The sequence below is a fragment of the Streptomyces sp. SLBN-31 genome, from assembly GCF_006715395.1.
Taxonomy (GTDB): Bacteria; Actinomycetota; Actinomycetes; order Streptomycetales; family Streptomycetaceae; genus Streptomyces.
In genome coordinates, this window is the sequence record NZ_VFNC01000002.1 from 591,069 (window position 1) to 606,322 (window position 15,254).

General features: G+C 69.8%; 13 protein-coding genes. 8 read left to right on the plus strand and 5 right to left on the minus strand.

Annotated elements, in window-relative coordinates; all coding sequences use genetic code 11:
- Nucleotides 1–522, minus strand: a complete 522-nt coding sequence (locus FBY22_RS22665; protein WP_142148731.1) for a hypothetical protein — start codon at nt 520–522, stop codon at nt 1–3.
- Nucleotides 523–1,034: 512 nt separating this feature from the next.
- Here FBY22_RS22665 and FBY22_RS22670 point away from each other — a divergent pair.
- Nucleotides 1,035–1,829 (plus strand): SigB/SigF/SigG family RNA polymerase sigma factor, encoded by a 795-nt coding sequence (locus FBY22_RS22670; protein WP_142148733.1) that lies wholly within the window; start codon nt 1,035–1,037, stop codon nt 1,827–1,829.
- Between the two features lie 36 nt (nt 1,830–1,865).
- On the opposite strand, the gene FBY22_RS22675 is transcribed toward FBY22_RS22670, so the two are convergent.
- Entirely contained in the window at nt 1,866–2,186 is a 321-nt protein-coding gene (locus FBY22_RS22675; RefSeq protein WP_142152462.1) for an ANTAR domain-containing protein, read from the minus strand.
- Between the two features lie 194 nt (nt 2,187–2,380).
- Between FBY22_RS22675 and FBY22_RS22680 the strand changes: the two genes are divergently transcribed.
- Nucleotides 2,381–3,184, plus strand: a complete 804-nt coding sequence (locus FBY22_RS22680; RefSeq protein WP_174267242.1) for a VOC family protein — start codon at nt 2,381–2,383, stop codon at nt 3,182–3,184.
- 3 nt (nt 3,185–3,187) lie between these two features.
- Here FBY22_RS22680 and glgX read toward each other — a convergent pair whose 3' ends face one another.
- Entirely contained in the window at nt 3,188–5,335 is a 2,148-nt protein-coding gene (glgX, locus tag FBY22_RS22685) for a glycogen debranching protein GlgX (RefSeq protein WP_142148737.1), read from the minus strand.
- Complete coding sequence (locus FBY22_RS22690) at nt 5,332–5,835, minus strand: pep a2 (RefSeq protein ID WP_142148739.1); 504 nt, start codon at nt 5,833–5,835, stop codon at nt 5,332–5,334. Before FBY22_RS22690 ends, glgX begins: the two co-directional genes overlap by 4 nt.
- 244 nt (nt 5,836–6,079) lie before the next feature.
- Between FBY22_RS22690 and FBY22_RS22695 the strand changes: the two genes are divergently transcribed.
- The 6 genes from FBY22_RS22695 (at nt 6,080) to FBY22_RS22720 (ending at nt 14,871) form a co-directional block, all read left to right on the plus strand.
- Complete coding sequence (locus FBY22_RS22695; protein ID WP_142148741.1) at nt 6,080–6,331, plus strand: DUF5133 domain-containing protein; 252 nt, start codon at nt 6,080–6,082, stop codon at nt 6,329–6,331.
- Between the two features lie 119 nt (nt 6,332–6,450).
- Nucleotides 6,451–8,418 (plus strand): alpha-1,4-glucan--maltose-1-phosphate maltosyltransferase, encoded by a 1,968-nt coding sequence (locus FBY22_RS22700; RefSeq protein WP_142148743.1) that lies wholly within the window; start codon nt 6,451–6,453, stop codon nt 8,416–8,418.
- Nucleotides 8,419–8,443: 25 nt separating this feature from the next.
- Nucleotides 8,444–10,162 (plus strand): maltose alpha-D-glucosyltransferase, encoded by a 1,719-nt coding sequence (gene treS, locus FBY22_RS22705; protein WP_142148745.1) that lies wholly within the window; start codon nt 8,444–8,446, stop codon nt 10,160–10,162.
- A 28-nt stretch (nt 10,163–10,190) separates the two neighbouring features.
- A complete protein-coding gene (locus FBY22_RS22710) occupies nt 10,191–11,513 on the plus strand; it encodes a maltokinase N-terminal cap-like domain-containing protein (RefSeq protein WP_142148747.1) in 1,323 nt (440 codons plus the stop codon).
- A 4-nt stretch (nt 11,514–11,517) separates the two neighbouring features.
- A complete protein-coding gene (glgB, locus tag FBY22_RS22715; RefSeq protein WP_142148749.1) occupies nt 11,518–13,725 on the plus strand; it encodes a 1,4-alpha-glucan branching enzyme in 2,208 nt (735 codons plus the stop codon).
- A gap of 57 nt (nt 13,726–13,782) precedes the next feature.
- Nucleotides 13,783–14,871: a glutamate--cysteine ligase gene (locus tag FBY22_RS22720; RefSeq protein WP_142148751.1), complete on the plus strand. Its 1,089-nt coding sequence runs from the start codon at nt 13,783–13,785 to the stop codon at nt 14,869–14,871.
- Nucleotides 14,872–14,885: 14 nt separating this feature from the next.
- On the opposite strand, the gene FBY22_RS22725 is transcribed toward FBY22_RS22720, so the two are convergent.
- On the minus strand, nt 14,886–15,119 hold the full coding sequence (locus FBY22_RS22725) for a DUF6480 family protein (protein WP_142148753.1): 234 nt from the start codon (nt 15,117–15,119) through the stop codon (nt 14,886–14,888).
- Nucleotides 15,120–15,254 lie beyond the last annotated feature (135 nt).

The following is a 15,254-nucleotide window of genomic DNA, read 5'->3' on the forward strand; positions in this document are numbered from 1 at the left end:
TCAGGCGGTGCCTTCCTCCGCCTGTTCGCGCAGAAAGGTGCTGACCTGGTGGGCCAGGACGTCCCGCGCGGAGACCGCGTGGGCGCCCACCGTCTCCTCGTGCAGTCCGATACCGCCCGCCCACAGCCGGCGGTCGGCCCACTCCTCGTCGACGCGCAGCTGGATCTGGACGTCGACCTGGCTCAGGGAGGCTTCCGGGCCGGCCGCGAACAGCACGGCGGTGGCCCGACGGAGCGGATAGACGTCGAAGCCCTCGATGAACTGCGAGTTGCGCCAGTCGATGAACGCGGCCTCGCCGTCCGGGCCGATCCGCACGTCGATCTGACCGTCCTCGAGGTGGATGGTCGAGGGCCGGTCGCCGCGGTTCTCGACGGTCACGCGGACGCAGAAGTAGGTGAGGCCGGCGGCCGCGTCGTCCCGGCCGCGCGGGGGCTCGGCGGCTTCCAGACGGTGGACGCGGACACGCAGACCGGCATGCTCGTCGTACTCCTGCCAGTCCCCGACCACGTTCGGCTCGTACACAATCCACCTCTTCGACCTCAGAGAGCTGCTTCCTATCTGTGTGCTCAGCGCACTGTCAAATGAGCAGAATGCGCTGTGGCCAGGGAATTCACCCTCTTTGATCACTGATCAAGCCGTGCGCAGGAACAATCGGCGAAATGTGCCACGCGTACGTGGGAGGGGGCGTGCCGCACATCACGTTCCGAACGGTGTGATCACCGGGCGAGCCGGCCCAGCAGCGAGGAGGCCGCGGTGATGCCGAGCGCGGCGGCCACGAGAAGCACTGACACCGGGTACAGGGCGTTGGAACCCCGGTCAGGCGTGAGGCGGGCCCGCCTCGCGCGTCCCCTCACACAAACACGGCCGGAATGTCTGATTTGTTTTGGATGTGCCTACCCTGGGCATGTGCATTGAGTGCTTCGGACAGGAGGCACGTCCGTGGGAGCCGGCCAGGCCCCGGATGTCTCCGCCGGTCCGAGTCCCTTCTCCCATGGTGTCTGTCCACCCGGCACTGCCCGAGGGAGGTGCGCGCGATGCGCGTCACCACCGGTAGAAACAAGCCCCACCCGCACGACGACGCCCCCGACACGGCAGTGGCCTTCGAACGGCTGGCAGGGCTTCCCGACGGTCCCGAGCGCAAGGCGCTGCGGGACGAGCTGGTCCAGGTCTGGCTGCCCATGGCCGAGCGGATCGCCGTCCGCTTCAAGGGGCGCGGCGAGACCCTCGAAGACCTCTACCAGGTCGCGGCCCTCGGCCTGGTCAAGGCCGTCGACCACTACGACCCGGCCCGCGGGCACGCCTTCGAGGCGTACGCGGTGCCGACCATCACCGGGGAGATCAAGCGGCACTTCCGCGACCACATGTGGACGCTGCACGTGCCACGCCGGGTTCAGGACCTGCGCAACCGGGTCAGGCAGGCCGCCAAGGAGCTGTCCCAGACCATCCCGGGCCGCCCGCCGACCGTCGCCGAGATCGCCCTGCACACACGGCTGAGCCAGAACGAGGTGCGCATCGGCATGGAGGCCCTGGAGTGCTTCTCCGCCCTGTCCCTCGACGCCGAGATGCCCGGCACCGACGGCTACGCCCTCGCGGACGCCATCGGCGGCCCCGATCCGGCGTACGACGTCGTCGTCGACCGCGTGGCGGTCGCACCCTGCCTGCAGGCACTGCCCGAGCGCGAGCGCACCATCCTCTACCTGCGGTTCTTCCGCGGCATGACACAGAGCCACATAGCCCAGCAGCTCGGCATCTCGCAGATGCACGTGTCCCGGTTGCTCAGTGGATGCTTCGCCCAGTTGCGCGAGGAGCTCCTCGCGCAGGCCGGCTGAGCCGCGCCGCGTCCGGTCCCTCGCGGGCCGGGCCGGTCACTGCTCCGGTGACTCCCCCGGTATCTGGGTGGGGCCGAAGCGGTCCAGCGCGTCTTCCAGCTCCGCGCGGATCTCCTCGGGCATGACCCCGCTGCGGCCCCAGATGAGTATGAGCTCGGCCACGTTCCGCAGCTTGATGTTCGTGTGCTGGGAGACCTCTTTCAGCACCTGCCAGCCCTCGTCCGGCCCCACGCGGCCGAGCGCGACGATCATCCCGATCGCCTGGTCGACGACGGCGTGCGACGCGACCGCCTCCTTGAGCTGCTGGACCTCCTCCTGCAGCTCGAAAATCCGCTCCGAGCCCCCGTCCCTGGGCATCGCACCTCCCCGGCGCATGGTCGAAACTCCTTCGGTCTCCTCCATCGTGGCCACTCCTTCAGGCCCGCGCCACCGGGCCCGTCCGCCGTTTCGCGACCCCCTCCGGGGTACTCGGCAGGCGCACGGAGCGGTTCCGGTTGGACACTGGTGGCAGACCGGTGACGGCCGGTCGACGACACCAGGACGCAACTGCCATGAACGACGACACGACACGCCCCACCGCCGCCACCGGGGTGGTCTCCTCGCACTCCGTGTTCGGCGCACCCTGCTGGGTGAGTCTGACCAGCCGCGATCTCGACGTCGCCGAGGACTTCTACGGAGCCGTGCTGGGCTGGCGGCTGCGCTCCGCCAAGCTCGGCGACCGGTTCCGGATCGCCATGATGGGCGACACCCCGGTGGCGGGTATCGCCGCCGTGGCCTCCATGTGGCAGATGGCCGTGGCCTGGACCCCGTACTTCGCCGTGCCGAGCGCCGACGAGGCCGCGGCCCGCGCGCAGGAACGCGGGGGTACGGCGGCCGTGGGACCGCTCTCCTTCCCGCCCGGCCGGGCGGCGCTGCTCGCCGACCGCGACGGCGCGACCTTCGGGATCTGGGAGGGCGCGCTGTTCTCGGACTGGGAGAAGTGGCGCGCGGCCGCCCCCGCCTTCATCCGGCTGCACACCCGCGACGCCTTCGACGCCGCCATCTTCTACGGCGAGGTCCTGGACTGGGCGACCGAGCGCCCCGGCTGCTGCGAGGTCCGCTACGAGGGTGGCGAGGTGGTGCTGCGCAGCCAGGGCGACATCGTGGCCCGCATCGAGTCGGGTGCGCTCGGGGCGGCCCCCGACCCCACCATTCGGCCGCACTGGCAGATCCACTTCGCGGTCGAGGACGTGACGGCCTGTGTGCGGGCCGCGGAGCGGCACGGCGGCAGCGTCCTGTCCAAGGGCGGCGACGAGGCCGTGCTGCGCGACACCGACGGCGCGCAGTTCACGGTGACCTCGCGCAAGGAGCGCTGACCCTCAGCGGGCGCTGCGCGAGGGCCGGGTCAGCAGGACCAGGCTGCGCGCCTCGACGATCGTCTCCGCGCCCGCCTTGTGCTCGGTCTCGTCCGGCGGGCCCTGCGTGATCGCGGTGTCGAGGAGCGTCGTCCACCGTTCGCCGTAGGAGACGTCCGGGAGCACGAAGTGCACGGGCTCCCAGTAGCTGTTGAACAGCAGCAGGAAGGAGTCGTCCACGACCGGGCGGCCGCACGGGTCTGGTTCGGCGATCGCGTCGCCGTTGAGGAAGACCGCCACGGAGTGCCCGTCGCCGCGCTGCCAGTCCTCCTCCGTCATCTCCCGCGCGTCCGGCGCCAGCCACACCAGGTCGGGCAGCCGCTGGCCGGCGTGGGTCGCCGTCTCCCCGCGGAAGAAGCGCCGTCGGCGCAGTACGGGGTGGGCGGCGCGCAGCCCGATGACGTACCGGGTGAAGTCGACCAGGTCGCGCTGTTCGCCGGTCAGCCGCCAGTCGATCCAGGAGACCTCGTTGTCCTGGCAGTAGGCGTTGTTGTTGCCGCCCTGGGTGCGGCCGAGTTCGTCGCCGTGGCAGAGCATCGGGATTCCCTGCGAGAGCATCAGCGTGGCAAGGAAGTTGCGCTGCTGGCGGGCGCGCAGTTCCAGCACGCCGGGCTTGGTCGTGTCGCCCTCGGCGCCGCAGTTCCAGGACCGGTTGACGCTCTCGCCGTCCTGGTTTCCCTCGCCGTTGGCCTCGTTGTGCTTGTCGTTGTACGACACCAGGTCGCGCAGGGTGAAACCGTCGTGCGCGGTGACGAAGTTGACGCTGGCGCGCGGGCGGCGCCGGCTGTGCTGGTACAGGTCGGCAGAGCCGGTCAGACGGGAGGCGAACTCGCCGAGCGTGTGTTCCTCGGCGCGCCAGAAGTCCCGTACGGCGTCACGGTACTTGCCGTTCCACTCCGACCACAGCGGCGGGAAGTTGCCCACCTGGTAGCCGCCCTCGCCCACGTCCCACGGTTCCGCGATGAGTTTCACCCGGCTGATGACCGGGTCCTGCTGGATCAGGTCGAAGAACGCCGACAGCCGGTCCACTTCGTGGAACTGCCGTGCCAGGGTGGCCGCGAGGTCGAAGCGGAAGCCGTCTACGTGCATTTCGGTCACCCAGTACCGCAGCGAGTCCATGATGAGCTGCAGGACGTACGGGTGCCGCATCAGCAGGCTGTTGCCGGTGCCGGTGGTGTCGTAGTAGTGCCCCCAGTCGCCGTCCACCAGGCGGTAGTAGGAGGCGTTGTCGATGCCGCGGAAGGACAGCGTGGGGCCCTTCTCGTTGCCCTCGGCGGTGTGGTTGTAGACGACGTCGAGGATCACTTCGAGGCCCGCCGCGTGCAGTGCCTTGACCATCGTTTTGAACTCGGTGACCTGCTGGCCGCGGGTGCCGCCGGCGGCGTAGGCGTTGTGCGGGGCGAAGAAGCCGATCGTGTTGTAGCCCCAGTAGTTGGACAGGCCGCGGCCCTGCAGCACACCGTCCTGGACGAACTGGTGCACCGGCATCAGTTCGACGGCCGTCACGCCCAGCGAGGTCAGGTGGTCGGTCACCGAGGGGTGGGCGAGACCGGCGTAGGTGCCGCGGAGTTCGGCGGGGACGTCGGGGTGGGTGCGGGTCAGTCCGCGGACGTGGGCCTCGTAGATGACGGTCTCGGCGTACGAATGCTGTGGCGGCCGGTCGTCGCCCCAGTCGAATGCCGCGTCCGTGACCACGCCGAGCATGGTGTGGCCGGCGCTGTCGGCCCGGGAGCGGCCGTGCGACGCCCGTTCGAACAGGGAGGCGTGGTTGTCGACCTGGCCGTCCACCGCCCGGGTATAGGGGTCGAGGAGGAGCTTCGCCGGATTGCACCGGTGGCCCAGCTCCGGCTGCCACGGGCCGTGCACCCGGTAGCCGTAGCGTTGGCCGGGGCCGGTCTTGGGCAGGTAGCAGTGCCAGACGAAGCCGTCGACCTCGGTCATGGGGACTCGGCGCTCGGTGCCGTCGTCCTCGACGAGGACCAGTTCGACGTGTTCGGCGACCTCGCTGAAGAGGGCGAAGTTGGTGCCCTCGCCGTCGAAGGAGGCTCCCAACGGGTAGGGGTGCCCGCTCCACACGGGCACCCCTGCCTTGCGGCGGCGCTTCGCGGTCACCGGGCGGCCTCCAGAACGCCGCTCGACTCGCTCGCGAGAGCCGCGACCGGCACCTCGCGGGGCACTTGCAGCACCGCGCGCAGACGCGGCGCGGGCGCCACGGGGACCAGCGGCACGCGTTCGCCGGCGCGAGCCCGCTGCGAGAACCAGATGACCTTGCTGCCGGTGTCGGTCGCGCAGCACCCCCAGCCGTCGCTCATGACGGCGATGTGCTCCAGACAGGCCCGCAGGTCCTGGTCCGGGCGCAGTTCGCAGTCGTTCTCCCCGATGGCGGTGATCAGGTGCTGACCGTTCCACCACAACTCGATCGACGTGTTCTTGTCCGTGGCGTGCTCATCGATGGCCGTCAGCAGCAGCTCGGCGCCGCGGCAGACCGGCTCGACCAGTGTTTCCAGGTCCCAGAGCCTGAGGTGTGCGGCCAGGATGCGCCTGACCTGTCCGACCCGCTCCGGACTGACTTCCACGTCGAGGTGGTAGTAGCAGGGCACTGCGGTCTTCATCTTCGTTGGCTCCTCACCGGCGAAGCTCCCGCTCCTTCCTCGTCCCGGGCGGGACGGGGCCACCGAACGCGGAGCGTGAGCACTGATCGCTTCTGAGTCACCTCAAGCGTGGGAGTGGTACGCCATTCGTGCAACACGAGCGCGTTGTTGAAGCCCCAACAAGACGTTGCGTGGCCATACATGCACCATGTGTGAAGACCTCTCTCTGCCCGTGCTTGTCACATCCCGGAAGGTGAACGGCGTCATGCTGCTACCGGCAAAAGCCGAAGTGGCCCGGCAACTGCGGCGGTACCGGGCCTGGGAGCGGGTCATGCTCGCCTCCCCCACCGACCGCACGGTGCGAGCCACCTTCGAGGACTCGGGCTACACGCTGTGTGTGCTGATGGGCAAACGCTGTGCGCGCGAGGCCGCCGACGCCGCCGAGCGCTATCTGCGCAGCAGCCTGGGCGCCTACCTCGGGGAGCAGACCGAACGACCCCGGGCGGGCACCGCCTAGCACGGAGGTCCGCCACCGGCGGACCGGTGACACCCGCGGGGAGGCACGGCCTTCCGGCGCGGCTGGAAATTCCCGATCGGGCGAACGGCCCGGTCCTGAGCACGGCGGAGGCGAGACCCATGAGTTCGATCCCGGCCATCGGCCGAATCCCGGTGCGTGACGTCCGCCCGGTCGTGGAGTGCGGAAGACGTCCGGCGAAGGCGGTCGCGGGTGAGACCTTCCAGGTCACCGCGACCGTCTTCCGTGAGGGCCACGACGCGGTCGCGGCCAACGTCGTCCTGACCGATCCGGAGGGCACGCACGGACCGTGGACGCCGATGCGCGAACTCGCCCCCGGCACCGACCTGTGGGGCGCGGAGGTCACGCCCACCTCTGAGGGCCGGTGGACCTACCGCGTCGAGGCCTGGAGCGACCCGGTCGCCACCTGGCGCCACAACGCCCGTATCAAGGTCCCGGCCGGCATCGACGTCGGCCTGGTCCTGGAGGAGGGCGCCGACCTGTTGCAGCGGATGGCCGCCGGGGTGCCCGCGGGTGCCGGACGGGCGGCCGTGCTGGCGGCGACGGAGGTGCTGCGCGACGAGTCACGTCCGGCCGCCTCCCGGCTGGCGGCGGCGTTGACGCCGGAGGTGGACGCGGCGCTGGCCGCGCATCCGTTGCGGGAGCTGGTGACGGCCTCGGAGACGCTGCCGCTGCTGGTGGAGCGGGAGCGGGCGCTGTACGGCGCCTGGTACGAGTTCTTCCCGCGTTCGGAGGGGACCGCCGAGGAGCCGCACGGCAGTTTCCGGACCGCGGCCCGGCGGTTGCGGGCGATCGCGGCGATGGGTTTCGACGTCGTCTATCTGCCGCCGATCCATCCGATCGGCACCACGTTCCGCAAGGGCCGCAACAACACCCTCACCCCCGGCCCGGAGGATGTGGGGGTGCCGTGGGCGATCGGTTCGCCGGAGGGCGGCCACGACAGCGTGCACCCGCGGCTGGGCACGATGGAGGACTTCGCCTGGTTCGTGGAGCAGGCCCGCGCGCAGGGGCTGGAGATCGCGCTGGACTTCGCCCTGCAGTGCTCGCCGGACCATCCGTGGGTGCACAAGCATCCCGAGTGGTTCCACCACCGGCCCGACGGCACCATCGCCTACGCCGAGAACCCGCCGAAGAAGTACCAGGACATCTACCCCATCGCCTTCGACGCCGACATGGACGGGCTGGTCGCCGAGACGCTGCGGGTGCTGCGGGTGTGGATGGCGGCGGGGGTGCGGATCTTCCGGGTGGACAACCCGCACACCAAGCCGGTGGTGTTCTGGCAGCGGGTGATCGCCGAGATCAACGCCGCCGCCCCGGACGTGATCTTCCTGGCCGAGGCGTTCACCCGGCCGGCGATGATGCGCACCCTGGCCCAGATCGGTTTCCAGCAGTCGTACACGTATTTCACCTGGCGCAACTCCAAGCAGGAGCTGACCGACTACCTCACCGAGCTGTCGACGGACACGGCGGCCTACATGCGGCCGAACTTCTTCGTCAACACCCCCGACATCCTGCACGAGTACCTCCAGCACGGCGGCCGGCCCGCCTTCGAGGTCCGCGCGGTCCTGGCCGCCACCCTCTCGCCGACCTGGGGGGTGTACTCCGGCTACGAGCTGTGCGAGAACATCCCGCTGCGCCAGGGCAGCGAGGAATACCTGGACTCGGAGAAGTACCAGCTCAAACCCCGCGACTGGGAGACGGCCGAACGCCAGGGCCGCACCATCACCCCCCTGATCACCAAACTCAACACCATCCGGCGACGTCATCCCGCGTTGCAGCGCCTGCGCAATCTACGCTTCCACGACACCGACAACGACGCGGTCATCGCTTACAGCAAGACCACGGGCCAGGACAGGATCCTCGTCGTCGCCAATCTGGACCCCCACCACACCCAGGAGGCCACGGTCTCGTTGGACATGCCGCAACTCGGCCTGGAGTGGCACACGTTCATGTCCGTACACGACGAACTGACAGGTGAGACCTATCACTGGGGCAGGAACAACTATGTGCGGCTCGAGCCCGGGCGGGCCCCGGCACACGTGCTCCACATCCAGAGGTCGTCAGCGTAGTCACCGATCGGAGGGCCAGAGCCTCATGACTGTCAACCAGCCCGTCCCGGACACCTTCGAGGACACCCCGGCCAAGGACAGGGACCCGGAGTGGTTCAAGCGCGCGGTCTTCTACGAGGTCCTCGTCCGCTCCTTCCAGGACAGCAACGGCGACGGCGTCGGCGACCTCAAGGGCCTCACCGCCAAACTCGACTACCTGCAATGGCTGGGAGTGGACTGCCTGTGGCTGCCGCCCTTCTTCAAGTCGCCGCTGCGTGACGGCGGATACGACGTCTCCGACTACACGGCCGTCCTGCCGGAGTTCGGTGACCTCGCCGACTTCGTCGAGTTCGTCGACGCCGCCCACCAGCGCGGCATGCGGGTCATCATCGACTTCGTCATGAACCACACCAGCGACCAGCACCCGTGGTTCCAGGAATCCCGCAACAACCCCGACGGTCCCTACGGCGACTACTACATGTGGGCCGACGACGACAAACAGTACGGGGACGCCCGGATCATCTTCGTCGACACCGAGGCCTCCAACTGGACCTTCGACCCCGTGCGCGGCCAGTACTTCTTCCACCGGTTCTTCTCCCACCAGCCGGACCTCAACTACGAGAACCCGGCCGTCCAGGAGGAGATCCTGGCCGCGCTGCGGTTCTGGCTGGACCTGGGCATCGACGGCTTCCGCCTCGACGCCGTGCCCTACCTCTACGCCGAGGAGGGCACCAACTGCGAAAACCTGCCCGCCACCCACGAGTTCCTCAAGCGCGTCCGCCGCGACATCGACGCCCACTACCCGGACACCGTGCTGCTGGCCGAGGCCAACCAGTGGCCCGAGGACGTCGTCGACTACTTCGGCGACTACCAGTCCGGCGGCGACGAGTGCCACATGGCGTTCCACTTCCCCGTCATGCCCCGCATCTTCATGGCCGTGCGCCGCGAATCCCGTTATCCCGTGTCAGAAATCCTTGCCAAGACGCCCGCGATCCCGTCGAGCTGCCAGTGGGGCATCTTCCTGCGCAATCACGACGAGCTGACCCTGGAGATGGTCACCGACGAGGAACGCGACTACATGTGGGCGGAGTACGCCAAGGACCCGCGGATGCGCGCCAACATCGGCATCCGCCGCCGCCTCGCGCCCCTGCTGGACAACGACCGCAACCAGATCGAGCTGTTCACCGCCCTGCTGCTGTCCCTTCCCGGCTCGCCGATCCTGTACTACGGCGACGAGATCGGCATGGGCGACAACATCTGGCTCGGCGACCGCGACGCCGTGCGCACCCCGATGCAGTGGACACCGGACCGCAACGCGGGCTTCTCGTCCTGTGACCCCGGGCGGCTCTACCTCCCCACGATCATGGACCCGGTCTATGGCTATCAGGTGACGAACGTCGAGGCCTCCATGTCCTCCCCGTCCTCCCTGCTGCACTGGACACGCCGCATGATCGAGATCCGCAAGCAGAATCCCGCGTTCGGACTGGGCACCTTCACCGAACTGCAGTCATCGAACCCGGCGGTGCTGGCTTTCCTGCGCGAGTACAAGGACGATCTCGTGCTGTGCGTGCACAATTTCTCCCGGTTCGCCCAGCCCACCGAGCTCGACCTGCGCGAGTTCGACGGCCGGCATCCGGTGGAGCTCATCGGCGGCGTGCGCTTCCCGGCCATCGGCGAACTCCCCTACTTGCTGACCCTCGCAGGCCACGGCTTCTACTGGTTCCGGCTCTCCCGAGTCGCATCCCGCATCGGCCGACGCCTTTGAACGTGTGCCGAGGAAAGGACGCGTCACCATGCCGAAGACCGCATCACTGAGTCCGAGACAGGCCGTCGTCGCCGATCCCATGGCCTCGCTCGACGGGCTGCTGCGCGAGTGGCTGCCCAGGCAGCGCTGGTTCGCGGGCAAGGACCGGCCGGTCACGGAACTCGGCCTGCTGTCCCTGACCGAGGTGTTCCCGGGCTGTCTGCACCTGCTGGTGCAGGCCGGTCCGGACTGCTACCAACTGCTGCTGGGTGTGCGGGAGCACGTCTCGCCGCGCCTGGGACGGGCGTTGATCGGCAGGGCCGGGACCGGCCCGCTGGCCGGCCTGACGGTGTACGACGCGCTGCAGGACCCCCGGTCGGCCCAGCTGTTGTTGGAGCGGCTGAGGTGCCCCGGCAGGTCGGGACCGCTGCTCTTCGAGGCGGCGCCCTCCATGGCGGTGCCCGCCGGGCTGGTCCCGCGTGTCCTGGACGCGGAGCAGTCCAACTCGTCGCTGGTGTACGGCGAGGAGTTCATCCTGAAGGTCTTCCGGCGCATCCAGCCGGGCGTCAATCCCGACCTGGAGGTGCCGGGGGCGCTGGCCGGGGAGGGCTGCCGGCGGGTGCCGGCGCCGGTGGCATGGTTCCGGACCACGTATCCGCACGAGGCGACGCTCGGGGTGCTGCAGCCCTTCCTGCGGGGTGCCTCCGACGGCTGGACGCTGGCGCTGCGCGCGCTGGCCACGGGTGACGACTTCGCCGCGCAGGCCCGTGAGCTGGGCCGGGCCACGGCGGAGGTGCACCTCGCGCTGGGTGCCGCCTTTCCCACCGGCACCCATGACGAGGGGGCCCGCACGGCGGCGGCGATGGCCGAGCGCCTGGACGCCGCCGCCCAGGCCGTCCCCGCGCTGCGCCCGTACGTCCCGGGGCTGCGCACCGCGTTCGGCGCCCTCATCTCGTGCGACCCCGGGCCGCCCGCCCAGCGCGTCCACGGCGACCTGCACCTCGGTCAGGTCCTGCGGGCCGGCCGGGACTGGTTCGTCATCGACTTCGAGGGCGAGCCGTCCCGGCCCCTCGCCGAGCGGCGCGGCACCCAGTCCCCGGTCAGGGACATCGCCGGGATGCTGCGCTCCTTCGACTACGCGGCACGGCAGCGCCGCCCCTGGCGCCCGGAGTGGGCGCGCCGCTGCCGGGAGGCGTACTGCGCGGGCTATGCCGACCGGGCCGGCTGGGACCCGCGCAAGAAGCACGGGCTGTTGCGTGCCTATGAGACGGATCGGGCGGTGTACGAGGTCCTCTACGAGGCCCGGCACCGACCCGACTGGCTACCCGTACCGATGGCGGCGATCGAGCGTCTCGCCGTAAGAGGAGGCTGACCCCATGGCTCTGCGCGAGACCTCACTTCCCGAGCCCTCCGGCCCTGACCTGTCCGGGGCCGCCCCGCCGCTGGACGACGGCGACCGTGAGCGGCTGCTGTCCGGCCGGCACCACGATCCGCACGCGCTGCTGGGCGCCCATCCGGTCCCCGGCGGCATCGCCTTCCGGACCCTGCGGCCGTACGCCCGCGCGGTCAGTGTCGTGATCGGCAGGAAGCGGCACCGGCTGACGTCCGAGGGCGACGGCCTGTTCTCCGGCGTGCTCCCGCTGAAGTCGATCCCGCGCAAGTACAAGCTGGCGGTGACGTACGAGGACGGGGAGCACCAGACGGCCGATCCGTACCGCTTCCTGCCCGCCCTCGGCGAACTGGACCTGCATCTGATCGCCGAGGGACGGCACGAGCAGCTCTGGAAGGCGCTGGGCGCCGAGCCGATGACCCACGAGGGCGTGGCCGGCACCCGGTTCACGGTGTGGGCCCCCAACGCCCAAGGCGTGCGTGTCGCCGGTGACTTCACCTGCTGGGACGGCACGGCCCTGCCGATGCGGTCGCTGGGCTCATCCGGTGTCTGGGAGCTGTTCGTGCCGGGCATCGGTGAGGGCGCGCGCTACAAGTTCGAGATCACCTCCCGTTACGGCCACCGCTTCCTCAAGGCCGATCCGATGGCGCGGTGCGCGGAGGTACCGCCGGACACGGCGTCGATCGTGCACGCCTCCCATCACAAGTGGGGTGACGCGAAGTGGATGGCGCACCGTGGTGACGTCCCGGTGCACCAGGCGCCCTTCTCGGTCTACGAGGTCCACCTCCCCTCCTGGCGCCCGGGGCTGACCTACCGTCAGTTGGCCGAGGAACTGCCGTCGTACGTCAGGGATCTCGGTTTCACGCATGTCGAGTTCATGCCGGTGGCCCAGCACCCGTTCGCCGGTTCCTGGGGTTATCAGGTCACCGGGTTCTACGCTCCGGCCTCTCGGCTGGGTACGCCCGACGACTTCAAGTACCTGGTGGATGCTCTGCACCAGGCCGGCATCGGCGTGATCGTGGACTGGGTGCCGGCCCACTTCCCCAAGGATGACTGGGCGCTGGCCCGCTTCGACGGGGACCCGCTGTACGAGCCCGGCGACGCGCGGCGGGCCGAGCACCCTGACTGGGGCACGTACGAGTTCGACTACGCCCGCACCGAGGTCCGCAACTTCCTGGTCGCCAACGCCACTTACTGGTGCGAGGAGTTCCACGTGGACGGCCTGCGGGTGGACGCCGTGGCTTCCATGCTCTACCTGGACTACTCGCGTGACTCCGGCCAGTGGGAGCCGAACGTGTTCGGCGGCCGGGAGGATCTGGCCGCGGCGGACTTCCTGCGGGAGATGAACGCCACCGTCTACCGGCGCAACCCCGGGGTCGTGACCATCGCGGAGGAGTCGACCGCCTGGGACGGCGTGACGCGTCCGACCGACAGCGGCGGCCTGGGCTTCGGCCTGAAGTGGAACATGGGCTGGATGCACGATTCTCTGCAGTACATGAGCAAAGAGCCGGTGCATCGCAAGTACCACCACAACGAGATGACGTTCTCGATGGTGTACGCCTACAGCGAGAACTACGTGCTGCCGATCTCGCACGACGAGGTCGTCCACGGCAAGCAGGCACTGGTGTCGAAGATGCCGGGGGACTGGTGGCAGCGGCGCGCCAACCACCGTGCCTACCTGGGCTTCATGTGGGCCCACCCGGGCAAGCAACTGCTGTTCATGGGGCAGGAGTTCGCGCAGGGCGCGGAGTGGTCGGAGGCGCACGGGCCCGAGTGGTGGCTGCTCGATCCGGACTACGTGGCCGAGGGCGACCACCGCGGGGTGCGGGACCTGGTCCGCGACCTCAACCGCCTGTACCACCGCACGCCGGCCCTGTGGCAGCGGGACACCGATCCGGCGGGCTTCCGGTGGGTGCTGGGCGACGCGGCCGAGGACAACGTCTTCGCGTTCCTGCGGTTCGCCGCAGACGGCAGCCCCCTGCTGGCGGTGTCCAACTTCTCGCCGGTCGTCCGGCACGAGTACACGCTGGGCGTCCCCGACGACGTGCCCGTCTGGCGCGAGGTCCTCAACACCGACGCCGCGTGCTACGGCGGCGGCGATGTCACCAACGCGGACGACCTCAAGCCGGAGGACGGGAGGATCACCCTCACCCTGCCGCCGCTGGCGACGGTCTGGCTGGCCCCCTTGGTGTGACCGTCAGGGGGTACTCGTGGACGTCGTAGACCCCGCGACGTCCCGGAGGCAGCTCACGTGCGCACTGTCGGAGTGGAGGAGGAACTCCTCCTGGTGGACCCGGAGACGGGTGAACCCAAGGCGCTGTCCGGCGCCGTTCTCGCTCGTGCCGAGCAGAGCGGCGCGGACGAGGGCGTGTTCGAGAAAGAGCTGTACGGCCAGATGCTGGAGTTCGCCACGCATCCGCAGGCCGACATGAAGGACCTCGGCGACGAGATCGTCCGGTGCCGCCGCGAGGCGGCCCGGCACGCCGGGGAGATCGGGTGCACGGTGGCCGCGCTGGCCTCCTCGCCGCTGCCCGTCAGCCCGTCCGTCGGGCGGGGCAGCCGCTACCAGTGGATGGCGGAGCAGTACGGCATCGCCGTACAGGAACAGATGGTGCTGGGCTGTCACGTCCATGTGGCGGTCGAGTCCGACGAGGAGGGCGTCGCGGTCTTGGACCGGATCCGGCCCTGGCTGTCGGTCCTGGCCGCGCTGAGCGCCAACTCGCCGTTCTGGCAGGGCAAGGACTCCTGCTACGACAGCTACCGCAGCCGGGTGTGGTCGCGCTGGCCGTCGGCCGGGCCGACGGAGGCGTTCGGCTCGGCCGAGCGCTACCACCGGCGGGTGACGGACATGGTGTCGAGCGGAGTGATCCTCGACGAAGGGATGGTCTACTTCGACGCCCGGCTCTCCCAGCGGTACCCGACGGTGGAGATCCGGGTGGCGGACGTCTGCCTGCGGGCGGAGACGGCCGTACTGATCGCCATGCTGGCGCGGGGGCTCGTGGAGACGGCGGCGCGGGAGTGGCGGGCCGGTCACGCGCCGATGGACCACAGTGTGAGCCTTCTGCGGCTGGCCGCCTGGCGGGCCGCGCGCTCCGGGCTCGGGGAGGAACTGCTGCATCCGTCGACGATGCGCCGGCTGCCCGCCGAGACCGTGGTGGCGGGGCTGCTGCAGCACGTGGAGGAGGCGCTCGGGGAGAGCGGCGACCTCGAGCGGGCGCGTGCGGCGTGCGACACGCTGCTGGACGGCGGCACCGGCGCGCGGCTCCAGCGTGAGCTGCTGGAGCGGACCGGGAGTCTGCGGGAAGTCGTGACCACCTGTGCGCGCCTCACCCAGGAATGAGCCCGGCGGCGTGCTCAGAAGATCAGGACGAGGGCGTACACCAGGAAGAACGCGGCGACCAGCACGACGAGACCGATGATCAGCGTCAGCGGCCCCTTCGCCCAGCCCTTGGTGGGATTGTGCGTCTCGCGCGGCCCCGCCTCGGGCATGCTGCTCTCGGCGGGCGGGGTCTCACCGGGCGGCACTCCCCCGCCGGGCTCCAGGCCGGTGGTGCGTTCGGGTTCCGGATCGGGATTCACGTAACTCATGTCCGCCGAGTCCCCCGATCGCCATCAGATCATCACGGGTCCGCAACTTCGTACGTTCCGGTCACCATCCGCACGCACCTGAGCTAGATTCGAGCACCGCCGACAACGGAACCCGTCGGCATGGTCACCCTCCGT